At 70.9% G+C, this 16,343-nt stretch carries 17 protein-coding genes; 2 read left to right on the top strand and 15 right to left on the bottom strand.

The window, feature by feature from the left end; genetic code table 11:
- Positions 1-85 precede the first annotated feature (85 nt).
- The 4 genes from hisH to AC0L6Y_RS03055 form a co-directional block, all read right to left on the bottom strand.
- Entirely contained in the window at positions 86-721 is a 636-nt protein-coding gene (hisH, locus tag AC0L6Y_RS03070) for an imidazole glycerol phosphate synthase subunit HisH (RefSeq protein ID WP_473555203.1), read from the bottom strand.
- Between the two features lie 16 nt (positions 722-737).
- Positions 738-1,343: an imidazoleglycerol-phosphate dehydratase HisB gene (gene hisB / locus AC0L6Y_RS03065; RefSeq protein ID WP_473555198.1), complete on the bottom strand. Its 606-nt coding sequence runs from the start codon at positions 1,341-1,343 to the stop codon at positions 738-740.
- A 10-nt stretch (positions 1,344-1,353) separates the two neighbouring features.
- Positions 1,354-2,442 carry a histidinol-phosphate transaminase gene (locus tag AC0L6Y_RS03060; RefSeq protein ID WP_473555193.1) on the bottom strand — a complete coding sequence of 363 codons (1,089 nt, stop codon included), beginning with the start codon at positions 2,440-2,442 and terminating at the stop codon, positions 1,354-1,356.
- 69 nt (positions 2,443-2,511) lie between these two features.
- Complete coding sequence (locus AC0L6Y_RS03055; RefSeq protein WP_473555189.1) at positions 2,512-2,859, bottom strand: LysM peptidoglycan-binding domain-containing protein; 348 nt, start codon at positions 2,857-2,859, stop codon at positions 2,512-2,514.
- 267 nt (positions 2,860-3,126) lie between these two features.
- Here AC0L6Y_RS03055 and lexA point away from each other — a divergent pair, with 267 nt between their 5' ends.
- Positions 3,127-3,804, top strand: a complete 678-nt coding sequence (gene lexA / locus AC0L6Y_RS03050) for a transcriptional repressor LexA (protein ID WP_473555185.1) — start codon at positions 3,127-3,129, stop codon at positions 3,802-3,804.
- On the opposite strand, the gene hflX is transcribed toward lexA, so the two are convergent.
- Positions 3,801-5,342 carry a GTPase HflX gene (gene hflX / locus AC0L6Y_RS03045; protein WP_473555182.1) on the bottom strand — a complete coding sequence of 514 codons (1,542 nt, stop codon included), beginning with the start codon at positions 5,340-5,342 and terminating at the stop codon, positions 3,801-3,803. The two genes, lexA and hflX, sit on opposite strands and share 4 nt — an antisense overlap.
- Before the next feature lie 42 nt (positions 5,343-5,384).
- Here hflX and AC0L6Y_RS03040 point away from each other — a divergent pair, with 42 nt between their 5' ends.
- On the top strand, positions 5,385-6,044 hold the full coding sequence (locus tag AC0L6Y_RS03040) for a class I SAM-dependent methyltransferase (protein ID WP_473555175.1): 660 nt from the start codon (positions 5,385-5,387) through the stop codon (positions 6,042-6,044).
- Here the strand turns inward: AC0L6Y_RS03040 and dapF are convergent.
- From dapF to AC0L6Y_RS02990, 10 genes are all read right to left on the bottom strand, one after another.
- A complete protein-coding gene (gene dapF / locus AC0L6Y_RS03035) occupies positions 6,041-6,916 on the bottom strand; it encodes a diaminopimelate epimerase (RefSeq protein WP_473555171.1) in 876 nt (291 codons plus the stop codon). The genes AC0L6Y_RS03040 and dapF overlap by 4 nt on opposite strands.
- 9 nt (positions 6,917-6,925) lie before the next feature.
- Positions 6,926-7,852, bottom strand: coding sequence for a tRNA (adenosine(37)-N6)-dimethylallyltransferase MiaA (gene miaA / locus AC0L6Y_RS03030; RefSeq protein WP_473555167.1), 927 nt, complete (start codon positions 7,850-7,852; stop codon positions 6,926-6,928).
- 16 nt (positions 7,853-7,868) lie between these two features.
- Positions 7,869-9,404: a tRNA (N6-isopentenyl adenosine(37)-C2)-methylthiotransferase MiaB gene (gene miaB, locus AC0L6Y_RS03025; protein ID WP_473555163.1), complete on the bottom strand. Its 1,536-nt coding sequence runs from the start codon at positions 9,402-9,404 to the stop codon at positions 7,869-7,871.
- A gap of 38 nt (positions 9,405-9,442) precedes the next feature.
- Positions 9,443-10,141, bottom strand: coding sequence for a regulatory protein RecX (locus AC0L6Y_RS03020; protein ID WP_473555160.1), 699 nt, complete (start codon positions 10,139-10,141; stop codon positions 9,443-9,445).
- Between the two features lie 28 nt (positions 10,142-10,169).
- A complete protein-coding gene (recA, locus tag AC0L6Y_RS03015; protein WP_473555156.1) occupies positions 10,170-11,300 on the bottom strand; it encodes a recombinase RecA in 1,131 nt (376 codons plus the stop codon).
- 312 nt (positions 11,301-11,612) lie between these two features.
- Positions 11,613-11,837, bottom strand: a complete 225-nt coding sequence (locus tag AC0L6Y_RS03010) for a DUF3046 domain-containing protein (protein WP_473555150.1) — start codon at positions 11,835-11,837, stop codon at positions 11,613-11,615.
- An 82-nt stretch (positions 11,838-11,919) separates the two neighbouring features.
- Complete coding sequence (locus AC0L6Y_RS03005; RefSeq protein ID WP_473555145.1) at positions 11,920-12,237, bottom strand: helix-turn-helix domain-containing protein; 318 nt, start codon at positions 12,235-12,237, stop codon at positions 11,920-11,922.
- Positions 12,238-12,361: 124 nt separating this feature from the next.
- Positions 12,362-12,847: a CinA family protein gene (locus AC0L6Y_RS03000; RefSeq protein ID WP_473555141.1), complete on the bottom strand. Its 486-nt coding sequence runs from the start codon at positions 12,845-12,847 to the stop codon at positions 12,362-12,364.
- Between the two features lie 7 nt (positions 12,848-12,854).
- Positions 12,855-13,511, bottom strand: coding sequence for a CDP-diacylglycerol--glycerol-3-phosphate 3-phosphatidyltransferase (gene pgsA, locus AC0L6Y_RS02995; protein WP_473555137.1), 657 nt, complete (start codon positions 13,509-13,511; stop codon positions 12,855-12,857).
- A gap of 5 nt (positions 13,512-13,516) precedes the next feature.
- Positions 13,517-16,309, bottom strand: a complete 2,793-nt coding sequence (locus AC0L6Y_RS02990; RefSeq protein WP_473555131.1) for an FtsK/SpoIIIE family DNA translocase — start codon at positions 16,307-16,309, stop codon at positions 13,517-13,519.
- Positions 16,310-16,343 lie beyond the last annotated feature (34 nt).

Below are 16,343 nucleotides of genomic sequence, written 5' to 3'. Positions count from 1 at the left end.
CCCGCGGGGAGGTCACAACCCGCAAACAAGATTCAGATCGTAGCGCGGTTTCATGGACGCCGTGACCGCGGTGACGTCCGCGCGCTCAGAGTCCGCGCAGCCAGTTCTCCAGGAGGGCGATGCCCGCGGCGCCGGATTTCTCCGGGTGGAACTGCGTGGCGGCGAGCGGACCGTTCTCGACGGCGGCGACGAAGCGCTCGCCGTGCTCGGCCCAGGTGACCCGCGGCGCCGGGAACGCGCCGGTCGCCTCCAGGGTCCAGTCGCGCGCCGCGTAGGAGTGCACGAAGTAGAAGCGCTCGTCGCGGATGCCCGCGAACAGGCGGGAGTCCTCGGGCGCATCGACCGTGTTCCAGCCGATGTGCGGCAGCACGGGTGCGTGCAGCTCCTCGATGGTGCCGGGCCATTCGCCGAGGCCCTCGACGTCGCTGCCGCGCTCGATGCCGCGCTCGAACATGACCTGCATGCCGACGCAGATGCCCAGCACGGGACGTCCGCCGGCGAGCCGACGCTCGATCAGCTCGCCGCCGCGAACGCTCTCCAGCCCCGCCATGACGGCCGCGAACGCGCCGACCCCGGGAACCAGCAGCCCGTCGGCCGCCGCGACCCGGTCGCGGTCGGCCGTGAGCTCGACGCGCGCGCCCGCCAACTCCAGCGCCTTGGCGGCGGAGTGGACGTTGCCGGATCCGTAGTCCAGGACGACGACCGAGGGGGATGCCGTCACGAGCGACGCTCCACGGTCACAGCGAGCCCTTGGTCGACGGCACGCCGCTGACGCGCGCGTCGGGCTCGACGGCGCGACGGAAGGCGCGCGCGAGCGCCTTGAACTCGGCCTCGGCGATGTGGTGCGGATCGCGACCGCCGAGCACCGTCAGGTGCACGGTGATCCCGGCGTGGAAGGTGATGGCCTCGAGCACGTGCCGCACCATGGAGCCGGTGAAGTGGCCGCCGATCAGGTGGAACTCGAAGCCTTCGGGCTCGCCGGAGTGCACCAGGTACGGGCGCCCGGAGACGTCCACGACGGCGCGCGCGAGCGCCTCGTCGAGCGGCACGTGCGCGTCGCCGTAGCGGCCGATGCCGGCCTTGTCGCCGAGCGCCTGATTGATCGCCTGCCCCAGCACGATGCCGGTGTCCTCGACGGTGTGGTGCACATCGATCTCGGTGTCACCGTGGGCGCGCACCGTGAGGTCGATGAGCGAGTGCTTGGTGAACGCGGTGAGCAGGTGATCGAAGAACGGGACCGTCGTGGAGATGTCGGCGGTGCCGCTGCCGTCGAGGTTGAGTTCGAGTTCGATGCTCGACTCGCTCGTCTGACGGCGCAGGCTCGCGACGCGGGATGTGCTCATGCCTGCGAGTCTATCGAGCGCCGCCCGGCCCGAGCTCGGCGAGGGCCGCCAGGAAGGCGCTCGTCTCGCCTCGCGTGCCCGCCGTCACGCGCAGCGATCCGGGGATGCCGACGTCGCGCACCAGGATGTCGCGCTCGAGCAGCGCCTCGAAGGTCGCCTTCGGGGAGTCGAGACCGCCGAAGAGCACGAAGTTCGCCCAGCTCTCGTAGGGCCGATACCCGAGCTGCGCGAGCTCGACAAGCAGGCGATCGCGCTGGCCGCGGATGTCGTCGACCATCGCGAGCATCGCGGGGGCGTGCTCGAGCGCGGCGACGGCGGCCGCCTGGGTGAGCGCCGACAGGTGGTACGGCAGGCGCACCAGCCGGAAGGCGTCGACCACGGCCGGGTCGGCGGCGAGGTAGCCGAGGCGCGCGCCGGCGAAGGCGAACGCCTTGCTCATCGTGCGCGAGACCAGGAGACGTTCGCGGCCCGCGAGCAGGCTGAGCGCGCTCGGCGCCCCCTCCGGCATGAACTCGGCGTAGGCCTCGTCGACGAAGACGATGCCGTCGGTCGCCGCATAGGCGGCCTCGATCGTCTCGAGCGGCACGGGGGTGCCGGTCGGGTTGTTGGGCGCGCAGAAGAAGACCACGTCGGGCTGCTCGCGCTCGATCGCGGCGACGGCGGTCGCGGCCGAGATCTCGAAATCGTCGTCGCGCTCGGCCTCCACCCACTCGGTGCCCGAGCCGTGCGCGATGATCGCGTGCATCGAGTAGGTCGGCGGGAAGGCGAGCACCTTGCGGCCGGGCCCGCCGAAGGCCTGCAGCGTCTGCTGGATGATCTCGTTCGAGCCGTTGCCCGCCCAGATGTTCTCGGGCGCCAGTTCGTGCCCGAGGTAGGCCGCGAGGGCCTCGCGCAGCACGGTGAACTCACGGTCGGGGTAGCGGTTGATCTGCAGCACCGCCCGCGCGAGCGACTCGACGATGTGCCGCGCCGTGTCCTCGGGAATCGGGTGCGTGTTCTCGTTGACGTTCAGCGCATAGCGCACGTGCAGCTGCGGCGCCCCGTAGGGGGTCTGACCGCGGAGGTCGTCACGGATCGGGAGGTCGGAGAGGGATACCACTCGCCGAGTCTACTGAGCGTGGCGACGCTCAGCCGGGCCGGCGAACGCCGCCCGAAACGGCCCCGCCGATCAGGGCGCGTAGGCGGTCGGGATGGCCAGCTTCTGGCCCGGCTCCACCGCGCTGGAGGCGAGCTGGTTCAGTGCCATGATGTCGGCGATGACCTCGCGCGGGTCCGCCTCGGGGGCGAGCGTCTCGGCGACCTGCCAGAGCGACTGCCCCGGGGCGACCGAGACGTAGCTGAAGGTGTCGAGGGAGGCCGTGGCGCCGGCATCGGCGCTCGGCGCGCCCACGCCGAGGGCGAGCGCCAGCAGCACGAGCGGGATGGCGGCCAGCGTGCCGAAGACGGCACGACCGCGCGGGGTGAGCCGCAGACGCGGCAGTGCGACGACGGTCGGATTCATCACCATGGTGCTCATCTGTCGTTCCTCGCTCTCGAGTCGTTGGACAGCTCGGATCCGGTCACGGCCGGGCGACCGGATCCGAAGCTGTGTTCCGAACATATCTTCGATCGAACATATGTTCAAGTACTGATCGGGACTTTCTCGCATCCGATGTGCGACACACTCGAACATTTGTTTGCTCGGGCGAGTCGGAACGGATACAGTTTCGATCGTTGAGGAGATTCGACCAGAGGCCACCGACATTGGCCTCACCTCGACACACAACGCCTTCAGGAGGATGCGATGAGCGAGATCGATTCGACCGAGAACGGTCGCCCGGGAACCCGCCGGCGCACCAGCCTGAGCGACAAGCAGCGCGCCATTCTGGAGTTCGTGCAGCGCTCGGTCGCCTCGCGGGGCTACCCGCCGAGCATGCGCGAGATCGGCGACGCCGTCGGCCTCGCCTCGCTGTCGAGCGTGACGCACCAGCTCGGGCAGCTCGAGCTGAGCGGGTACCTGCGCCGCGACCCCAATCGCCCGCGCGCCCTCGAGGTCCTCATCGACCTGCCGGGCAGCGAGGAGGCCGAGACCACCATCCCGGTCGGCGACGCCGCCATGGTGCCGCTGGTGGGACGGATCGCCGCCGGCATCCCGATCACGGCCGACCAGCAGGTCGACGAGGTGTTCCCGCTCCCCCGCCAGCTCGTCGGCAAGGGCGACCTGTTCATGCTCAAGGTCGTCGGCGAGTCGATGATCGACGCCGCGATCTGCGACGGCGACTGGGTGGTCGTGCGTCAGCAGCGCGACGCCCAGAACGGCGAGATCGTCGCCGCCATGCTCGACGGCGAGGCGACCGTGAAGGTCTTCCGTCAGCGCGACGGCCACACCTGGCTGCTGCCGCGCAATTCCGCGTTCGAGCCGATCCTCGGCGACGAGGCCGAGGTGCTCGGCAAGGTCGTCGCGGTGCTCCGCTCGGTCTAGTCGGCCTCGGCGGCCTCCGCCGCATCGCTCGCCGCCACCGCCGCACGCAGCTGCTCCGCCACCCGCGCGGTCGCCAGGAGCGACAGGCGCGTGCCGGCCTCCTCGTAGGAGGTGTCGACGACGCGCGCCCGCTGGTGCGCGAGCGACACCAGGTCGCCGCGGTCGTAGGGCACCAGGATGTCGAGCTCGACATCCGGATACGGCAGCAGCTCGGCGATCCGCTCGCGCAGCTCGTCGATGCCCTCCCCGGTGCGAGCCGAGACGAACACGGCGCCCGGTTCCAGCCCGCGCAGCAGGATGCGGTCGTTCTCGTCGACCAGATCCGCCTTGTTGAAGGCGACGATCTCGGGAAGGTCGCGCGCGCCCACATCGCCGATCACATCGCGCACCGTCGCCAGCTGCGCCGCCGGGTCGGGATGCGAGGCATCCACGACGTGCACGATGACGTCGGAGTTGCCGACCTCCTCGAGCGTCGAGCGGAACGCCTCGACCAGCTGGTGCGGCAGGTGGCGCACGAAGCCGACCGTGTCGGCCAGGGTGAACTGGCGCCCGTCCGGCGTCTGGCTGCGCCGCACCGTCGGGTCCAGCGTCGCGAACAGCGCGTTCTCGACGAGCACGCCCGCGCGGGTGAGCCGGTTCAGCAGGCTCGACTTGCCGGCGTTGGTGTAGCCCGCGATCGCGACGCTCGGCACCTCGAACCGGTCGCGGTTCGCCCTCTTCGCCTCGCGCGCCGGAGCGAATCCCTTGATCTGGCGGCGAAGCTTCGCCATGCGGGTGTGGATGCGGCGCCGGTCGAGCTCGATCTTCGTCTCACCCGGGCCTCGGCTTCCCATGCCGGCGCCCGCACCGCCGACCTGGCCACCGGCCTGACGGGACATCGACTCACCCCAGCCGCGCAGACGCGGAAGCAGGTACTCGAGCTGGGCCAGCTCGACCTGGGCCTTGCCCTCACGGCTCTTGGCGTGCTGGCTGAAGATGTCGAGGATGACCGCGGTGCGGTCGATCACCTTGACCTTCACCCGGTCCTCCAGCGCGCGACGCTGGCTCGGTGAGAGCTCGGTGTCGGCGATCACCGTGTCGGCGCCCAGATGGGCCACGATCGATCGCAGCTCCTCCACCTTGCCCCGACCCAGATACGTCAACGCATCCGGGTGCGGCCGGCGCTGCAGCAGCCCGTCGAGCACGACGGCGCCCGCCGTCTCGGCGAGGGCAGCGAGCTCGCGCAGCGAGTTCTCGGCGTCCTCGAGGGCGCGCGCGGCGTTGCCCGAGCTCGAGTACACGCCGATCAGCACGACGTTCTCGAGCCGCAGCTGGCGGTACTCGACCTCGGTGACGTCCTCGAGCTCGGTCGAGAGGCCCGCGACGCGGCGCAGCGCGGCGCGCTCCTCGCGGTCGATCTGCTCGCCGTCGAGCTCGGACTCCTCGGAGGTCGCGTGGAGGGCGGTCGCGCGTCCGCGGCCGAACACGGAGATCTTCTCGGCGTGCGCGTCCTCGTGCCCCAGGACGCGGTCCAGCATCCGGTCGTCTTCTTCAGTCATGGACTCTCACCCTCTGGTGCGGTAGTTCGGTAGATTCTCTGCATGGCCCCGCCCGATCATTACTTCTCGTCGGAGCCCGGAAGTGGATACGTGCCGCGCGAGATCACGGTCCGTCTCGCGGGCGAGGACCGTGTCCTCACCTCCGCGCCCGGGGTTTTCAGCCCGGAGCGCCTCGATGCGGGCACGAACGTCTTGTTGTCGAATGTGCCAGCGCCTCCGCCGGGGGGAAACCTGCTCGACCTCGGCTGCGGCTGGGGACCCATCGCTCTGTCGCTCGCGCTCGAGTCGCCCCACGCCACCGTGTGGGCTGTCGACGTCAATCAGCGGGCGCTCGACCTCGTGCGCCAGAACGCCGCGCGTCTGGGTCTCGACAACATCACTGCCTGTACACCTGACAATGTTCCCACAGATGTGCGATTCATGACGATCTGGTCGAATCCGCCCATCCGCGTCGGCAAGAGCGAACTGCACTCGATGCTCTCGACCTGGCTGCCGCGACTCGAGGTGGGGGCGGATGCCTGGCTGGTCGTGCAGCGCAATCTCGGCTCGGACTCCCTGCACCGCTGGCTGCAGGCGGAGTTCCCCGACGACCTCACCGTGACGCGCGCCGCCACCAACAAGGGCTACCGCGTGCTGCGGGCGCGACGCCGCTCCGGCTCGGGACTGACCGAGCCGATCTCGGTCATCCCCGACGCGAACTAGAGCTCCAGCGCGCCGTCGAAGACGAGCGCGGCGGGCCCGCTGAGCGCGACGTGCGACGCGCCGTCGACCTCGAACACCCGCACCCCGACGACACCGCCGGGAACGGTGACGCTCCAGGAGTCCGGTGCTCCCTCGCCCGCCCAGTGACGGGTCGCGAGGGCCGCCGCCGCGGCGCCCGTGCCGCACGACAGGGTCTCGCCGCTGCCGCGCTCGTGGACGCGCATGCGGATGTGCCCGACGCCGGCCTCGACGAGCGGGTCGGCGGGCACCACGAACTCGACGTTCGCACCGTTGGGTGCCGCGGGAAGCAGTTCGGGGGCGCGACCGAGTTCGAGCCCGTCCAGCTCCGCCTCGTCGCTCAGCGCCACGACGACGTGCGGGTTGCCGACGCCGATCGCGAGCCCCGGGCGCGGCACGTCGAGCCCGTCCGCGTCGACGCGCACCTCGCCCTCGGCGACGAACCAGGCGCCGAGGTCCACCTCGAAGCCGTCGGCCGTGCGCGTGAGGTGGCGGACGCCGCCGCGCGTGCCGATGGCGATCGTCTCCCCCACCTCGAGGTCGATGAGACCCCGATCCAGCAGGAACGCCCCGTAGACGCGGATGCCGTTGCCGCACATCTCGGCGGGGCTGCCGTCGGCGTTGTGGTAGTCCATGAACCACTCGGCGGCCGGATCCTCGTCAAGCGTTGCGGCGCCCTCCGGAAGTCGCGCCGAGCGGACCGCGCGGATCACGCCGTCGGCGCCGACGCCGAAGTGGCGATCCGAGATCGCGGCGAGGGCGTTCGCATCGAGCGTGCGCTCGCCGTCGGGGTCGGCGAAGAGGACGAAGTCGTTGCCGGTGCCGTGCCCCTTGGTGAAGGCGAGAGTGCTCATGCTTCGAGCCTATCCGCGCGCGGTCGACAGCGCCGCGCGCACCACGTCCGCGGCGGCGTCGGCTCTCGCCGGGTCGCGCGCCTCGAACCAGTGGGTGTCGCGATAGCGGCCGAACCAGCTCACCTGTCGCCGCGCGTAGCGCCTCGTCAGCGCGGCCGTCTGCTCCATCGCCTCCTCGGCGGTGATCTCGCCGTCCAGCTGTGCGAGGGCCTGCGCGTAGCCGATCGCGCGGCTCGCGGTCGTGCCGAGTCCCGCGGGGCGCAGCTTCTTCACCTCGGCGACGAGGCCGCCGGCCCACATGCCGGCGACGCGCTGGTCGAGGCGCTCGACGAGGGCGGCGCGCTCGTCGCGGAGCCCGATCGTCGTGGTCGGGTGCCACAGCTGGGTCTCGCTCGGAAGTCCCGCCCCGAACGGTCCCCCGGTGATCTCGATGACCTCCAGCGCCCGCACGAGACGGCGGCCGTTGTGCGGGCCGATCGCCTCCGCTGCCGCCGGGTCCACCTCGCGGAGCCGGCGGTGCAGGATCCCGGGACCCTCGGCCTCGAGCTCGGCCTCGAGTCGCGCGCGCACCTCGGGGTCGGTGCCGGGGAACTGGAAATCGTAGATGACGCTCGAGACGTAGAGCCCGCTCCCGCCGACGAGGACAGGCACCGCGCCGCGGTCGAGGATGTCGTCGACGAGCGCGCGCGCCTCCACCTGGTAGCGGGCGACGCTCGCCTCCTCGCGCGGCTCCAGCACGTCGAGGAGATGGTGCGGGATGCCGCGGCGCGCGACCGGGCCGAGCTTGGCGGTGCCGATGTCCATGCCGCGGTAGAGCTGCATGGCGTCGGCGTTGATGATCTCGGCGGGCACGCCGTCGGCGCCCAGCCGCTCGACGAGGTCGAGCGACAGCTGGGACTTGCCGGTCCCCGTGGGACCGACGATGGCGACGATCATGCGCGACGTCGCCGGGTCACCGGGGGTCGGTTCCGGGACCGATCCGGAGGCTCGGCAGCCCGAGGTTGACGGTCCGCTCGGAACCGGCCACGGCGCCGGCCGGTGCGGGAACGGCGCAGCTCTCGGCCTCGGAGCGGTCCCAGGCGTCGCCGGCGCGGGTGCGGCGCACCTCGAGCCGCTCGCCCGCGGGGGCGGCGATGAGGAAGTGCGGGGAGCTGCGGGTGACCGTCACGCGCACGACGTCACCGGGGCGCGGGATCTCGCTGCCCTCGGGCACGTCGAAGTGCACCAGCCGGTTGTCTTCCGCGCGACCGGAGAGGCGATCCCTCTCGGCGTCGCGTCGGCCCTCACCGGCCGCCACGAGCACTTCGAGCTCGCGGCCGACGAGCGCCTGATTCTCCTCGCCCGAGATGCGCTCCTGCAGGGCGACCAGGCGCTCGTAGCGCTCCTGGACTACCTTCTTCGGCACCTGGTCGGGCATCGTCGCCGCGGGCGTGCCGGGGCGGATCGAGTACTGGAACGTGAAGGCGCTGGCGAAGCGGGAGGCCTCGACGACGCGCAGCGTCTCGGCGAAGTCCTCCTCGGTCTCGCCGGGGAAGCCGACGATGATGTCGGTCGTGATCGCCGCGTGCGGGATGCGCTCGCGCACGCGGTCGAGAATGCCCAGGAACCGCTCGGAGCGGTAGGAGCGACGCATCGCCTTGAGGATGCGATCGGATCCGGACTGCAGCGGCATGTGCAGCTGCGGCATCACGGTCGGCGTCTCGGCCATCGCGTCGATGACGTCGTCGGTGAAGGCGGCCGGGTGCGGGCTGGTGAAGCGGATGCGCTCGAGCCCCTCGATCTCGCCCGCGGCGCGGAGGAGCTTCGAGAACGCCTGGCGGTCGCCGAACTCGACGCCGTAGGAGTTCACGTTCTGGCCGAGCAGGGTGACCTCGATCGCGCCGTCGTCGACGAGCAGCTGGATCTCGGAGAGGATGTCGCCGGGGCGGCGGTCCTTCTCCTTGCCGCGAAGGCTCGGCACGATGCAGAACGTGCAGGTGTTGTTGCAGCCGACCGAGATCGACACCCATCCGCTGGAGACCGAGTCGCGCCGGGTCGGCAGGGTCGAGGGGAACACCTCGAGCGATTCCAGGATCTCCAGCTGCGCCTCGCCGTTGTGGCGCGCGCGTTCGAGCAGGGTGGGGAGGGACCCCATGTTGTGGGTGCCGAACACGACGTCGACCCACGGGGCCTTCTCGAGGATGACTTTCTTGTCCTTCTGGGCGAGGCAGCCGCCGACGGCGATCTGCATTCCCTCGCGCTCGCGCTTCGTCGACGCGAGGTGCCCGAGGGTTCCGTAGAGCTTGTTGTCGGCGTTCTCGCGCACCGCGCAGGTGTTGATGACGACGACGTCGGCGGGGGCGCCGTCGGCGCGCACGTAGCCGGCGGCTTCGAGCGAGCCGCTCAGCCGCTCGGAGTCGTGCACGTTCATCTGGCAGCCGAAGGTGCGCACCTCGTAGGTGCGGACCGCCGCGGTCGCGTCGCTGGGCTGCGCATCAAGAAGAGTCATGATGGCCCCAGTTTACGCTGGGCCCCCTGCGTCGCCGCTCAGCGGAAGCGCACCGAACTCGCGGAGCGCTCCGGAAGCGCGTGCGCGACCGCCGCGCGCACGGTGCTGCCGTCGTAGCCGCGCCGCGCCAGGTAGCCGCTGAGTCGCCGCACCGCGGTCTCGCGGTCGTAGCTGCGCAGCTGTCGGGCGCGCGCCTCGGCGAGCTCTTTCGCGCGGGCGAGCTCGTCACTGCTCTCGACGAGCTCGAGGGCGTACTCGATCGCGGCGGGCGAGAGCAGCCGGCGGGTGAGCTCGGCCGCGACGCCCTGGCGCCCCAGCCCCTTGCGCTCCTGCAGGCGACCGACGAGGTCTTGGGCCAGGGCGGTGTCGTCGATCAGGCCGACCCCTTCCAGGCGCTCGAGCTCGGCCTCGATGGTCTCCTCGTCGAGCTCGCGCGCGCGGAGCGTGCGCTCGACTTCGCGCCGGGACATGCCGCGGCGGGTGAGCGCGTGCAGGGCGACGTTCTCGGCGCGCTTCCGCGCACGCTCGGTGTCGCGCTCGACCGCGTCGGCGACGACCTCACGCAGGGTGACCGGTTCGTCGTGGTCGCCCTCGGGGAATCGAGACTCGGCGGATCGAGACTCGGCCGATCGGGACGACGCGGATGGGGACTCGGCGGGCGCGACCGGCGGGCCCTCCGGCGGCCTCGCCCCGGGCAGGTAGGTGACCGGGGCGAGCCGCTCTTCGGGATACGTCATCAGCTTCTCCGTCGTCGTCCGCGGACGGCTACGCGTTGGCCACCTTCGCGAGCGGGGCCGGTTCGGCCTTCGCCGCGGGGCTCGCCTTGCTGGCCTTGGCGGTGACCGCCTCGGCAGCCGCCGTCTCCTCGGCGAGGGCTGCGGCCGCGGCCGCCTTGCCGAGCGCCCCGATGCCGAGCTTGCTGAGGATCTTCGTCTCGATCTCGTTCGCCATCGCGGGGTTCTGGATCAGGAAGTTGCGGGCGTTCTCCTTGCCCTGACCGAGCTGATCGCCGTCGTAGGTGTACCAGGCGCCCGACTTGCGCACGATCGAGTGCTCGACGCCGTAGTCGATCAGGCTGCCCTCGCGGGAGATGCCGACCCCGTAGAGGATGTCGAACTCGGCCTGCTTGAAGGGCGGCGCCATCTTGTTCTTGACGACCTTGACGCGGGTGCGGTTTCCGACCGCGTCGGTGCCGTCCTTGAGGGTCTCGATGCGACGGATGTCGAGTCGCACGGAGGCGTAGAACTTGAGCGCCTTGCCGCCGGCGGTCGTCTCGGGGCTTCCGAAGAAGACGCCGATCTTCTCGCGCAGCTGGTTGATGAAGATCATCGTGGTCTGCGTCTGGTTGAGGCCACCGGTGAGCTTGCGGAGCGCCTGCGACATGAGGCGGGCCTGAAGTCCGACGTGGCTGTCGCCCATCTCGCCCTCGATCTCGGCGCGCGGCACGAGCGCCGCCACCGAGTCGACCACGATCAGGTCGATCGATCCGGAGCGCACGAGCATGTCGGCGATCTCGAGCGCTTGCTCACCCGTGTCGGGCTGCGAGACCAGGAGCGCATCGATGTCGACGCCGAGCTTCGCGGCGTACTCGGGGTCGAGCGCGTGCTCCGCGTCAATGAAGGCGGCGATGCCGCCGTTGCGCTGCGCGTTGGCGATCGCGTGCAGCGTGAGCGTCGTCTTTCCGGAGGACTCCGGTCCGTAGATCTCGACGATGCGGCCGCGCGGCAGCCCGCCGACGCCGAGCGCGACGTCGAGCGCGATCGAGCCGGTCGGGATCACGGCGACGGGAGCGCGCTCGTCGCTGCCGAGACGCATCACCGTTCCCTTGCCGAACTGGCGGTCGATTTGTGCGAGTGCGGTCTCGAGGGCCTTCTCGCGGTCTGCGGGTGAGGGCATGATCGGTTCTCCTTCAGTTCGGCGACGCCGTCTCACGGTGCCGCGGGGTGATGCGCCCATCGACTGTCGTTCCCGCGGGGTCCGATGGTGCCAGGACTCCGCGCTTCCGACAGGGCTGTCAGAGTGTGCTCTCCGACTGAGGTTGACGCTACGCTCCGGCACCGACATTGGCTGTCAGGCACGGCGCTCAGCTCGAACAACTCGTCTTCGAACGACTCTGGTGAGGAGACTATCCCGAATCGAACGGATGTTCGACAGGCTCGTTCGCGGCGTGTCGCCGGCGGCGGCCGTCGCGCGGCGCCCTCGTCGGCCTCAGCCGCGCGGCGGCGCCGGACGCCCGGCGCCGTGCCAGCGGTCCCGCGGAACCTCCTGCTCGCGGCACAGGGCGATCCACACCTCGCGCGGCGCCACCCCGCGCGCCAGCGCCTCGGCACCGGTGCGATTGCCCAGCTCGACGAGGGTCGTCTCGCGCAGCAGAACACGCCCGAAGGCGCCGAACTCGCCCTCGAGCGCGCGCTCGAACTCGCTGAGCTTCATGACTCTCCTCGAGGATGCGGCCGGGGCGGTGGGAACGACGAAGCCCCGACCGAGGTCGGGGCTTCGCATGTCTTGGGGTCGACTACCGGACCGCGAGATCCGCGTCGAATTCGGCGACCAGCTCGTCGGGGAGCGTGTCGGGCACGACGGAGTCGGCCTCGACGCCTTCGATCACGGCCAGGCGGTCGCCCACCTCGCGCATGATGACGGAGATCGGGGTCTCGAGCGCCTCGGCCACCGAGGCGAGAATCTCGGAGCTGGCCTCCTTCTGACCGCGCTCGACCTCGCTGAGGTAGCCCAGGGCCACGCTCGCGCGACCGGCCACCTGGCGCAGCGTCATCGCCTTCTGCAGACGGTAGTCACGGAGAACATCGCCGATTTCCTGACGGACCAGAACCATGGTGTCCTCCTCACTCAGTTCCGCGGGGTTGCTCACGCTACCCCATCGAATACCGAAAACTCTAATCTCTTCCGCCTGCGGGATTGCTGGGACGGCAGCAGATGTAACGTGATCGAAACGCCCGCTATTCCGCGATCGTCTCGATCAGCATCAGCAGTGATTCGGAGACGACCCTCCGGCGGATTGCCTCGCGGTCGCCGTCCAGTCGCAGCGCGCGCACCGACTCCCCCGCCGCCGTGGCAACCGCGATGAACACGGTGCCCGGCGCATGGCCGTCCTGCGGGTCGGGACCGGCGACACCGGTCGTCGCGAGCCCGAAGGTCGCCGGCTCGTCACCGCGGCCGAGCCGGAGCCGCGCGCCGCGCGCCATCTGGGTCGCCACCTCGGCATCGACCGCGCCGACCCGCTCCAGCAGAGCGCCGTCGACGCCGAGCAGGCGCGCCTTCAGGTCCGTCGCGTAGGCGACGACACCGCCGCGCACCACGACCGAGGCGCCCGGCACGGTGATCAGCTCCGCCGCGAGAAGCCCGCCCGTCAGCGACTCCGCGACCGCGATCGTCTCGCCGCGCGCGGTGAGCGTCTCGACGACCTCCGCGGCGAGCGTGCGCATCGGCGTCTCAGCCGTGCGCGCGGGAGACGCGAATCGCCTGCCAGATGTACTGGGCGCCGCTCACGACGGTGAGCACGAGCGCCGCGCCCATGAGCGTCCAGTTGACCCAGAGCACCCAGTCGCCCAGCCACTCCCAGAGCGGCACCAGCGCGAACGAGATGGCGACCGCCTGGATCACCGTCTTGAGCTTGCCGAGGAAGCCGGCGGCGATCACGCGGTCCTTCAGCAGCGCGAAGCGCATCGCCGTGATGCCCAGCTCGCGCACCAGGATCACGATCGTGACCCACCACCAGAGCTCGCCCAGCAGCGACAGCGCGACGAGACCGCTCAGCACGAGCCCCTTGTCGGCGATCGGGTCGACGAGCTTGCCGAAGTCGGTCACGAGGTTCTGACGGCGGGCCAGCATCCCGTCGACCGAGTCGGTCGCGATCAGCACGACGAACATGATGCCCGCGATCAGGCGCCACTGGCCGTGCTCTCCGCCGTCGAGGAAGAGAAGCCACAGGAACACCGGCGTGAGCAGGATGCGCACCACGGTGATGATGTTGGCGAGGTTGCCCATGCTCGCGGGGGTGTCACCGTGGCGGGCGACGCGGCCGCGCATCGGGTTGGGTCGCTTCGCGGGCGACTCGGTGCCTTCGGCGCCGGTCGGGATTTCAGCCACCCGGATCACTCCCTGCCGGTCAGATTCCAGGCGTCCTCGTCCGAGGGGCCCTCCTCCTCAGGATACCCACTCGTCATGGCCTCGATCGGGTCGACGGGGGCGGCGGGCGACCCCGCCGCGGGCGCGGTTGCGGCGCGCGCGGGAGCGGCGGCCGGCCCGTCACCGCGCAGCTGCGCGAGCACCTCGGGAAGCTGCTCGGGCGTCACCAGCACGTCGCGCGCCTTGGAGCCCTCGCTCGGGCCGACGATCTCGCGCGACTCGAGCAGATCCATCAGGCGACCCGCCTTGGCGAAGCCGACCCGGAGCTTGCGCTGCAGCATCGAGGTGGATCCGAACTGCGTGTTGACGACCAGCTCGGCGGCCTGCAGCAGCACGTCCAGGTCGTCGCCGATGTCGGCGTCGATCTCGCGCTTCTCGGTGACCGCGGCGACGTCGTCGCGGTACTCCGGGCGGGCCTGCTCGGTGACGTGCTTGACGACGGCGTCGATCTCGTCCTCGGTGACCCACGCGCCCTGCACGCGGATCGCCTTGGAGGCCCCCATCGGCAGGAAGAGCCCGTCGCCCTGGCCGATGAGCTTGTCGGCGCCGGGCTGGTCGAGGATGACGCGGGAGTCGGTCATGCTCGACACCGCGAAGGCGAGCCGCGAGGGCACGTTGGCCTTGATGAGTCCGGTGACGACGTCGACGCTCGGGCGCTGCGTCGCGAGCACCAGGTGGATGCCGCTGGCGCGCGCCAGCTGGGTGATCCGCACGATCGAGTCCTCGACGTCACGCGGGGCGACCATCATGAGGTCGGCGAGCTCGTCGACGACGACGAGCAGGTAGGGGTAGGGCTGCAGGACGCGCTCGCTGCCCTCGGGCAGCTTGATCTCGTCGGCGAGCACGGCGCGGTTGAAGTCGTCGATGTGCCGGAAGCCGAACGACGCCAGGTCGTCGTAGCGCATGTCCATCTCCTTCACGACCCACTGCAGCGCCTCGGCCGCCTTCTTCGGGTTCGTGATGATGGGCGTGATGAGGTGCGGGACGCCCTGGTAGGCGGCGAGCTCGACGCGCTTGGGGTCGACGAGCACGAGCCGCACCTCGGCGGGCTTGGCGCGCATCAGGACGCTGGTGATCATCGAGTTGATGAAGCTGGACTTTCCGGAGCCGGTCGCACCCGCGACCAGCAGGTGCGGCATCTTGGCGAGATTGGCGATCACGAAACCGCCCTCGACGTCCTTGCCGAGCCCGATCGTCAGCGGATGCGCTGTCTTGGTCGCCGCGCCGGAGCGGAGCACGTCGCCGAGCGACACGATCTCGCGGTCGCGGTTCGGGATCTCGATGCCGATGGCGCTCTTGCCGGGGATCGGCGACAGGATCTGCACTTCGTTGGAGGCGACGGCGTAGGAGAGGTTCTTGGCGAGGGCGGTGACGCGCTCGACCTTCACCCCGTGCCCGAGCTCGATCTCGTAGCGCGTCACACTCGGTCCGCGGCTGAAGCCGGTGACCTTCGCGTCGACCTGGAACTGGCCGAGGACCCCGGTGATGGCGGCGATGATCTCGTCGTTCGCGGCGGTGCGCGCCTTCGGCGGGGTGCCGGGCGCGAGCACCGAGGCGGGAGGCAGCCGGTAGGGACGCCGCGGGCTGGCGGCGCGCGCCGGCGGATCGACCTGGGGAACGACGACGGTGTCGCCGTCGTCGAAGTCGCCCGCGGCGCCGCGCTCGCTCGTCGAGTCGGAGAAGCCGGGCAGCAGGTCGGCGAAGTCCTCGCGGATCTCGGTCGCGGCCGGAGCGACCTCGCCGGTGAACCGCTTGACGGCGTCTTCGGCCTTCACCAGCTCGTCGAGCAGCTCGATGTTGAAGTCGCTGGGCTCCTCGGGCGTCGCCGACAGCGCGACCGGGTCGACGACCTCGGTCTTCTCGTCGCGCCCGATGACCGGGCTGTCAAAGGCCGCCTCGCCGCGGTGCTTGCTGCGACGCCACCACGGCATCGAGTTGGGGTCGTCGACCTCGAGGCCGAGGTCGGTGAGCGAGCCGAACTCGGTGGTCGCCGAGGTCGGCGTCGCCGCGCCGGGCGCGGACGGCTCGGGCAGCTGCGCCCCGAACAGGTAGGCGTAGAGCTCGCGCAGCCGCGCGCCGATGCGGTTCGGCGGCGTCTTGGTCATGATGAGCAGCGAGAGCAGCAGCAGGGCGCTGGCGACGATGACGCCGAGCCAGGCGACCCCGAGCTGCACGAAGACCTGGCCCACGACCCAGCCGAGGATCCCGCCGCCGCGGGCGAGCGCCACGGCGCCGTCGCTCGGCTGCGGCGCCCCGGCGAAGAGGTGGCAGAGGGCGCTGATGCTCGCCAGAAGGAAGCCGAGGCCGATGCCGATCCGGGTGTTGTCGTGAACGCTCGACGGATGCCGGAACAGCCAGACGGCGAAGACCGTCATGATCACCGGCAGCGCGAATGCGACGCGTCCGAGCAGACCGCCGAAGGTGTAGGCATCGAGCGCGATCGCGACCTCGTGCGTGGGGTTGAACCATTCGACGACCGCGCCGGCGGCGGCGAGCAGCACGAGGAAGAACGGCACGCCGTCGCGGCGCTCGTCCTTGGCGAGGCTCTCCTTGCCGAACAGTCGCGCCGCCCCGCCCACCGTGTGCGCGATCGCGAGGTAGGCCGTGGTCGCGAAGCCCGGCTCGTCACCGGTCGCGGCCGGCTTCTTGTTCGCCGGGAGCTTCTTGGTCGCCTGGGCCCGCGTCGACTGCGAGCGCGCGCCGGAGGAGCGCGACCCGGAACGGGCGCGCGAACTCGTCGACCTGGTGCTCGTGGCCATGCCGTCACGGTACCTGCGGCGACCGACGCGGCCG

Source organism: Pseudolysinimonas sp. 10J20-29 (genome assembly GCF_055809595.1).
This window is presented reverse-complemented; position numbering and strand designations above follow the sequence as displayed.

Excerpts from the sequence above, each read along its gene's own strand:
- hisB (WP_473555198.1), bottom strand. The coding sequence starts at position 1,343 with ATGAGCACATCCCGCGTCGCGAGCCTGCGCCGTCAGACGAGCGAGTCG.
- AC0L6Y_RS03055 (WP_473555189.1), bottom strand. The coding sequence starts at position 2,859 with ATGAGCACCATGGTGATGAATCCGACCGTCGTCGCACTGCCGCGTCTG.
- lexA (WP_473555185.1), top strand. The coding sequence starts at position 3,127 with ATGAGCGAGATCGATTCGACCGAGAACGGTCGCCCGGGAACCCGCCGG.
- hflX (WP_473555182.1), bottom strand. The coding sequence starts at position 5,342 with ATGACTGAAGAAGACGACCGGATGCTGGACCGCGTCCTGGGGCACGAG.
- AC0L6Y_RS03040 (WP_473555175.1), top strand. The coding sequence starts at position 5,385 with ATGGCCCCGCCCGATCATTACTTCTCGTCGGAGCCCGGAAGTGGATAC.
- dapF (WP_473555171.1), bottom strand. The coding sequence starts at position 6,916 with ATGAGCACTCTCGCCTTCACCAAGGGGCACGGCACCGGCAACGACTTC.
- miaA (WP_473555167.1), bottom strand. The coding sequence starts at position 7,852 with ATGATCGTCGCCATCGTCGGTCCCACGGGGACCGGCAAGTCCCAGCTG.
- miaB (WP_473555163.1), bottom strand. The coding sequence starts at position 9,404 with ATGACTCTTCTTGATGCGCAGCCCAGCGACGCGACCGCGGCGGTCCGC.
- AC0L6Y_RS03020 (WP_473555160.1), bottom strand. The coding sequence starts at position 10,141 with ATGACGTATCCCGAAGAGCGGCTCGCCCCGGTCACCTACCTGCCCGGG.
- recA (WP_473555156.1), bottom strand. The coding sequence starts at position 11,300 with ATGCCCTCACCCGCAGACCGCGAGAAGGCCCTCGAGACCGCACTCGCA.
- AC0L6Y_RS03010 (WP_473555150.1), bottom strand. The coding sequence starts at position 11,837 with ATGAAGCTCAGCGAGTTCGAGCGCGCGCTCGAGGGCGAGTTCGGCGCC.
- AC0L6Y_RS03005 (WP_473555145.1), bottom strand. The coding sequence starts at position 12,237 with ATGGTTCTGGTCCGTCAGGAAATCGGCGATGTTCTCCGTGACTACCGT.
- AC0L6Y_RS03000 (WP_473555141.1), bottom strand. The coding sequence starts at position 12,847 with ATGCGCACGCTCGCCGCGGAGGTCGTCGAGACGCTCACCGCGCGCGGC.
- AC0L6Y_RS02990 (WP_473555131.1), bottom strand. The coding sequence starts at position 16,309 with ATGGCCACGAGCACCAGGTCGACGAGTTCGCGCGCCCGTTCCGGGTCG.